This window comes from Magnetofaba australis IT-1, from assembly GCF_002109495.1.
GTDB classification, from domain to species: domain Bacteria; phylum Pseudomonadota; class Magnetococcia; order Magnetococcales; family Magnetococcaceae; genus Magnetofaba; species Magnetofaba australis.
In genome coordinates this window covers 1-7,750 of record NZ_LVJN01000010.1, presented here as the reverse complement: position 1 = coordinate 7,750, position 7,750 = coordinate 1, and the positions used below count along the sequence as shown (strand labels likewise).

Below are 7,750 nucleotides of genomic sequence, written 5' to 3'. Positions count from 1 at the left end.
ATGCAGGCGTGGTGGCGGTCAGCCCCTCTTCAGTGCTGCGTGTGCTCAGAACTGCCGGGCTGATGCGTCGTTGGAGCCCACCGCCCTCGCAGAAGGGCACAGGGTTCAAACAGCCTTCGGAGCCGCATAAACACTGGCATGTGGACATCTCCTATCTGAATATCCAGGGGACGTTCTACTATCTGTGCAGTGTCCTGGATGGATGTAGCAGGTTTATCCTCCACTGGGAGATTCGTGAGTCGATGAAGGAAGATGAGGTTGAAGTGGTCCTGCTCCGAGCTCAGGAGGCCTATCCGGAAGCTAAGCCGCGGCTGATCTCAGACAATGGGCCGCAGTTCGTTGCCAACGATTTTAAGGCGTTCATCCGGGAATCCGGCATGACGCATGTGAGGACTTCGCCTTACTATCCGCAGAGCAACGGAAAGCTGGAGCGTTTTCACGGTAGTTTGAAGCGTGAGTGCATTCGGCCTCAGACGCCATTATCGCTGGAAGATGCCCAGCGGGTTGTGGGAAAGTACGTCGAGCATTACAACACCCGGCGGCTCCATAGCGCCATCGACTACGTCACCCCACAGGATCGCCTGGAAGGGCGGCATGTGCAGATCCTGGCCGAACGAGATCAAAAGCTTGAGGCGGCCAGAGAACGGCGTCGGACGACGCACCAAAAGCAGTCTTTTCAGCCATCCCAAAAAATGGCTGAAAAGGCGAACAGCTAACTGATATTTTGGTTTAGACGGTTGTCATGTTTCCGCTGAACCAGCACAGTGGCGGTCAAGACGGAGAATGACATTTAAAGCATTGGTTCGGTTATGGTCAGTCATGATGCTAGCGTCAGAAAAATGGGGCGTTTTCACCATTTATCATACTGTTCGAGCAGAATCTGGCGCGGTCACTAAGTCTGCTTTGAGTGACAGATCGCCACGAAGGCATTGCCTCATAAATTAACTTTGAACCAAGTTGATCTGCAATTTCAACATGATTTCCCATGGCAAGTCACGTTGTGAATTTTAGCGAGAGATCGAGATGTGAGACAAAGATGGTGAAGCTCTTGGTCGCGGAGGAGAGCAACTTGTCATGAGCTGATCTTGGAAGTTGATTTGCCTGTTTCAGCCAGTATGTTGGCCACTCTGGTGGACTTGGGTTGGAAAAGAACTCTTTGGGTAAATCATCAGGCAGTGCTTGATTGAGATTTCGGGCAATTACCGATGCGCCGAACCGAGATCCTTCCAGCAGGTAAAGCAATCCCAGGAGGGATGCTTCATCTTCAAGGAGGCAGTTATCCAGGGTGAATGCAAACGGGGCAGACCCTAGTTGACGTAAGTCAGAAGACAGAGACCCAGAACGAATCTGATACTCGGTTACCCACTCAAACTGGTTAGCCTTGCCATGCACAGAGTGTTCGAATGCTGTAAATGGACCAGCCAACGCTGCTAGCGCATTGGTGTAGAGGCGCTTATCCAATTTTGGGGAAGTGAGGGGGGCAAGGAGAGGGTGCCGATCCAGTTTTTGATGAATGGGCCAAGTGGCCTCGCGCAGAGTTTTTAACACAACGGATTCAGGCGTCACTTGCATAATCTAAGCTCCATAAGTAGCGCGCGTAGTTTCAACGCCAACATACGGGCCTCGCGAGACCATGGCCTGGAGTGCCCCATTCGTTTCTCAATCCATTTTTCAAACGAGTGTCTAGGGGCGATTCCCAATGCGCCGTCATGATGCTCAAGAGGTTTATCCGGGCGTCCGCCCCATGATATTTCATGGATATGTTCACCGCGTGTGAGGTAAAGGCGGAAATAAGGGCATTTGGGGGCGAGGATCGATAGCGCCAGAACGCCAGTTACTTCGGAAAGAGGAAAACGGGAGATAGTCAGGCTGACTGAGTCTGTTGAGGCGATAAGATCAGACTGGTCATGACAGAACCACGCATCCAGACGAGTTAATGCGTCAGCGCCAATATCCAGTCCTGAGGTAAGATAATCATTGTCCAGGCACAAAACAGCGCCATCTGCTTGAAACCGTTTAATCAACCAGGCGGAAAACTCCGGCCACGCGTTTTCCAATCCGCCCATTCTCTCTATCAGTCCTTGAACTTGGTGTAGAGAGTGATCAATGCCATCAATCATGCGTAGGCGTGTATGAGTCTGAAAACTGGATACCGCAAACTCATGCGCCTTCACTCTCTTAGAGATTTGTTCAAGAATATACAGTGGAAGATATTTAGGCTCTCTATGGTGGGCGGCGATGAGGGCGACCAGTTCACCATTTACCACAATTGGAAATGAGAGAGAGGAACGAACCCCCATATTTGCCAGGTAAACTTGGTGTATAGGAGAGACGCTGCGCAGGTCAGTCCATGTCAAGTCGGGCTTCAGATCATGAAGAGAAATAATCGGCACAGACGCTTCCTGAGAATCAGGAATTGAACGCCATGGATTTTGTTTGTATAGAACTCGTGCAATGTGTGGAATGTCACTGGCAGGGAAACGCAATCCAAGGTAGCTGCCATAAGCGTCTTCTTGTCGGCACTCAGCCCGCACCTCTCCATCATGATCTTCACGGAAAGCATAATAGAGAACTCTTTGAAATCCGGAGAGCGACATCACGTAAGAAATGACAGACTGCTCTTCAATCAAAAGCTCTTCAGGTGTATGTGGCTGATTCTTTGCAAAGTCATGATGTCGTATCGGTGCCGATGATGCGGATTGAAGGCTAGGATGATATAGTTCAACCATTAAGCTCTCATCTGCCCCTCTCACCAACTGTGCAGAAAGCTGCGTATTTGAAGGCTCGTGATATGCATCGGTCAGCAATCTGTTGCCAGAATCTATCTTTGGACGTGATTCAGGCAAGCGCAGAACCTGACTAAGCTCACAATTCAGAACCGACTTTGGATCAAGGTTTAGAAAAGAAGAAATATTTGAAGATACATGGGTTATGGTTTCATTTGCGCCTGTGACAAGAAGGCAGCCATGACCTTGAATAGCGCCTGAGAGGTGAAGCTGTTCGCTTTCACATTCAGTCAAAAATCCCCGCGGTATAGAATGAGAGTCCATAACGCTTATCCATTCTTTGCCAGAAGATCTTCAAAGTGATCAGATTCTAAAGGACGTTGTAGCAAATAGCCCTGGACAGTTTCACATCCATGCTGGCGTAGCCAATCAAGCTGTTTATGGTTTTCTACCCCCTCTGCAACGCTGCGTAATCCTAGAGCCGTCGTTAAGCTGAGAACTGTTAGAGCAATGGCTTCATCCTCTGGATTTTCACCCAACCCATCGACAAAAGATTTGTCAACCTTCAACTCCTTAATTGGAAGGCTCTTAATTCGACTTAAAGAAGAGTATCCAGTTCCAAAATCATCTAAAGACAGCTCAATCCCACTCTTTGCTAAGAATTCTAAATTGGAACGAACTGCATCATTGGAATCTAGTAACGCATTCTCAGTTATTTCTAAATGTATGAGGTTATGTGGTATATCAGCATCATTGATCTTTTTGACGATCTTCTGAGCAAAGGTGGGCTCTTTCAACTGGCGAGGGGATACATTCATAGCGATTGGCGGTGGAGAAAGTTTGTTGTGTCGCCACTCCTTGACTTGTTGAATTAACATGTCTTCCACAAACATGGCCAACTCATGAATTAGCCCACAAGCTTCAGCGATAGGAATGAATTCTGCGGGAGAGATATCCCCCATATCTGCATCTCGCCACCTCAGTAACGCTTCTGCACCGATCATGGCGGGCTCTTCGTTTAAATTGTATTTTGGCTGGTATACAAGGCGTAAGCGTTTGGCTGGTATAGCACTCCGGAGCGCTTCTTCAATAGCTGCGCGTTTTAGAAGTCGAACATGCAGATCCGAGCGGAAAAACTCAACCCGACTGCGGCCTTGCTCTTTGGCTCGATACATGGCGACATCGGCCGATTTAGTCAAACTGGCCGAATCTTGTGCATCATCTGGGAAAAATGCAATGCCGATGCTGGCGGAGATGTGAAGTTTATGTTGCTTCACTTGGAAAGAGGCGGAGAGGTCATCCACAATACGTTCAGCCACATGTTCGGCCAACTCTTCGTCGCCGCCAGTGATGATGACAGTGAATTCATCTCCACCTAGGCGAGCTACTGTATCGACGTCTCTAACCACCTCTTTCAAACGCACAGAAGCTTGTTTAAGAGCCTCATCTCCGTATTCGTGCCCAAGCGTGTCATTGATTGTCTTAAAATTATCCAAGTCGATAAACAGAAGAGCAACTTTTAAATTCTGACGTCGGCCCTGAGCCAGCGCATGGCGCAGGCGGTCCTGAAATAGCGCTCGGTTTGGCAAGCCAGTGAGCACATCGTGGGTTGCTAAATACTCCGCTTTCCTCTGCGCGTTCTTGATGCTGCTGATATCAGAAAAATTGATACAAAAAACTCTGTTTTCCCATCTTCCCCTTCAACGCGATTGATTGTCTGCCACTCGGGAAAAATCTCACCGTTCTTTCTGCGGTTCCAGATCTCCCCCTGCCAGGATCCATTCTCAGCCAACTGCTGCCACATGTTAGCGTAGAACTCATTCGAATGTCGGCCAGATTTGAGAATATTGGCTCCTTTACCTACGGCTTCAGAGAAGCTGAAACCAGTCACTTCGGTGAATGCAGAGTTTACGGTTTGAATGATCCCGGAGGGGTCAGTCACAATGATAGCTTCTCCAGTTTGATTGAAAACTCGCGCTGCAATGCGAAGTTTTTCTTCAGCCTCTTTATTCAGAGTTACATCTTTTCCTTCAACAATGAAAGCAATGGGTTTACCCGTCTCATCTTTCACACATTGGTGGTTGCATCGTATGTGCCTACGCCGTGCTTCATTTTGAAGCAAAATTTCATTTTCAATTATTCCGCCCTGACGCAAAGCTTTCAGATCGGATTCCCACATCTCTTTAGCAATGGCTTCCTGCAGCAAAGAAAAGTCGCTTTTACCCTGATACGCTTCTCCTTCCAGCCCAAAGCTTTCTAAGAACCTCTTGTTTGCATACGCGTAATCTCCATTGGCGTTCTTCGTGGCGAAGAGCACCGTGGTTTTCTCCATCAGGACTTCTAGCTTGGCTTCTGATTCTTTTAGGCGAGCTTTTGTTTCGACAACTTCAGAAACATCGACCAGTGTAATGACGATGGTGACTATAGCGCCATTATGGTCAAACCCTGGGGCCACCATTAAGTGATACGTCGTTTGATCCATCTCCAAAATACGGGACGCACGGTCACTCTCGGCGATGACGGAATCTATCAGTGACTCTATATCACGGAGTGCTTCAGGAAGACGTAGCTTGGCGACGGCCTGGCTTATCAATGAAGGACGCAAGTCAAAGCGCCGTCCCGCAACGGCGTTATACCGGCTCAGGAGCCCCTCCTGGTCAAACACCAGGATAGGAAACTCCAATGCATCGTAAAGATGCGAATACTCTGCATTCAAGGAGGTGAGTTCGAAACTTTTTATATTGAGTTCCTCGTTGACGCTGACCAGTTCCTGGTTCGAGGCCTGAAGCTCCTCGTTAGCAGCTTCCAACTCTTCATTAGTGGCTTGCAACTCTTCGTTGGCTGCTTGAGCCTCTTCGTTTAACGCTTGCATCTCCTCGTTGGCGGTCGCCAACTCTTCAACAAGGGTCTGCATATTTTCTCGGGTTGCGACCAACTCACTTTCCAACGTTTCATCGGGGTCAACATGAATTGCGCCGGGGTGGAGTTCATCTGACGGCTGAGATACAGGTTCAAAGATTACGATGGACATCGGAATAACGCCATCAGATGCCGGCTCTATACAGATGCGGAGAAGCTCATCGCCAATTCTCCGTTTGCGTCCAAACACCCTTTTCTTCGACTTCTGACATCGATGAAGCAAGGCTAGCATTTCACCTTGTAATGGCTCAACGACGACATCGCTTATGACCAAGCGTGTGCTTCCAACAGGAAAAGATAAGAAACGATCCACATGTCCCACGGTATGCTGAATGATACCGTGGGTATCGCACAGTGCTGCGGTGACATGGAAATGATCAGCTAACGTGTTCAGGAACAATTCTGTTTTGCGATCACGACGCTGAAAAGTTCCCTTGGCGCCTATTGCTGGCTCGTGGTGTTCCGCCGGGCGGGACTCCCCAACTTTTGTGAAGAGTCTTTCTCGCCTTTTAAGTGGTGAAAAATGAGCTTCTGCCTGGCTAATGTTTTCTGATTTTCCGAGAAATAGAAACCCATCTCGTGTGAGGCCAAAGTGGAATGTTCTCAGTACTTTAGCCTGAAGGTGTGTGTCGAAGTAGATCATGACGTTGCGACAAGAAACAATATCGAGCTTCAAAAATGGCGGGTCGCTGACTAGGTTGTGACGGGCAAACATGATCATATCGCGCAAGAGCTTGTTAACCTCGTACTCTTTACCAGTGCATTGAAAAAAACGCTGCAACCGCGCTTCATCAATACCGCGCACGCTCTGTGCAGGATAGATCCCGCGCCTTGCAATATTAATGGCCTCTTCGTCAATATCAGTGGCGAAAATTTGAACACGATATTGCCCAAGCTTATCACCTAAAGCTTCGGCAAACATGATTGCAATACTGTAGGCCTCTTCTCCTGTTGCGCAGCCAGCGACCCAGACTCTGAATTCTGCGCCCGGCGCTCGTGAATCACAAAGATCACGAATGATTATTGCTAAGGCGTCAAATGCCGTCACATCCCGGAAAAATGACGTCACAGAAATAAGAATATCACGAGAAAGAAGTTCAAACTCTTCTGGATGATTATCTGTCCAATCAACGTATGATTTCAGATCCTTGTTTTCGGTTGCAACCATACGGCGGTGTACGCGACGAAGCAGTGTGCTGGTCTTGTAGCCACTGAAATCTTGCTTCATGTGTTGTTTGAGCTTTACCAGAAGATCACGAATCAACTGGCTTTCTAGCAGTTCCTCAGGTTCTGGGAACGAAAGAAGGTGATTGATTTTCTGGATGATCTTATCAGGGGGGAGAATGTAATCCGCAACGCCTTCATTGATGGCGGCTTGCGGCATGCCATCATATTTTGCTGTTTCAGGAAGTTGCGCTATGGTTATGCCGCCAGCAATTTGAATTGCTCTGAGGCCAGAAACGCCATCCGATCCAGTTCCTGAGAGTAGAATTCCAACCGCGCGCTCACGCTCTTCTCCCGCTAGGGACATGAAAAACTGGTTGATCGAAGGCTTGGGGACAACGTCAGGAGACGTGGTAGTCAGTTGTAGGTGACCGTTCTTGATCGAGGCATTGGCGTATGCTGGAACAATGTACGCGATGCCCGCTAAAACCTTATCACCCTGAGCCGCCTCTTTAACGTCAAGTTGCGTTTCCCGGCTCAAAATCTCGACCATCATGCTGCGGTAGTTGGGAGATAGATGCTGTAGAATGACAAAGGCATAGGGTAAGCTAGCATCTATTGTGGCAACCAGTTGTGAAAGAGCTTCAAGCCCTCCGGCAGACGCGCCTACAGCGACAATGACAGGGGTCTCTGATGTGGGATTCATAAGCCGCTTCTGAGGAAAAGAGGTTTGATCTAATTTAGCGTGTGGAAATGAAGATTACGTGCATAGTTTATAAAGTGTCTGCATCGGAATGCTGCACAAATATATTTTATTATGGCATGGTTCAATGGATAGGGCAATGAATCACAAATTGCCGATCGCTTTGCGTGGCAACTATTCAGACCCCCAACACCTCCCGCTGCCCAGCCCACTCAACCGGCAGCGTCTTCATCAGATC

At 48.5% G+C, this 7,750-nt stretch carries 5 protein-coding genes; 1 reads left to right on the top strand and 4 read right to left on the bottom strand.

Annotated elements, in window-relative coordinates; translation table 11 throughout:
* Window positions 1–716, top strand: a 716-nt coding sequence (locus tag MAIT1_RS00815) for a DDE-type integrase/transposase/recombinase (RefSeq protein WP_085440125.1), incomplete at its 5' end; no start/stop codon positions are given.
* A gap of 277 nt (window positions 717–993) precedes the next feature.
* Here the strand turns inward: MAIT1_RS00815 and MAIT1_RS21400 are convergent.
* Genes MAIT1_RS21400 through MAIT1_RS00800 form a run of 4 tightly spaced genes read right to left on the bottom strand, consistent with a single transcriptional unit; the run spans window position 994 to window position 7,515 of the window.
* Window positions 994–1,572, bottom strand: a complete 579-nt coding sequence (locus MAIT1_RS21400) for a heme oxygenase-like domain-containing protein (RefSeq protein WP_143814590.1) — start codon at window positions 1,570–1,572, stop codon at window positions 994–996.
* Complete coding sequence (locus MAIT1_RS00810) at window positions 1,563–3,050, bottom strand: GAF domain-containing protein (RefSeq protein WP_085440124.1); 1,488 nt, start codon at window positions 3,048–3,050, stop codon at window positions 1,563–1,565. Before MAIT1_RS00810 ends, MAIT1_RS21400 begins: the two co-directional genes overlap by 10 nt.
* Before the next feature lie 5 nt (window positions 3,051–3,055).
* Entirely contained in the window at window positions 3,056–4,327 is a 1,272-nt protein-coding gene (locus tag MAIT1_RS00805) for a putative bifunctional diguanylate cyclase/phosphodiesterase (RefSeq protein ID WP_085440123.1), read from the bottom strand.
* An 11-nt stretch (window positions 4,328–4,338) separates the two neighbouring features.
* A complete protein-coding gene (locus MAIT1_RS00800; protein ID WP_085440122.1) occupies window positions 4,339–7,515 on the bottom strand; it encodes a CheR family methyltransferase in 3,177 nt (1,058 codons plus the stop codon).
* Between the last annotated feature and the right edge of the window lie 235 nt (window positions 7,516–7,750).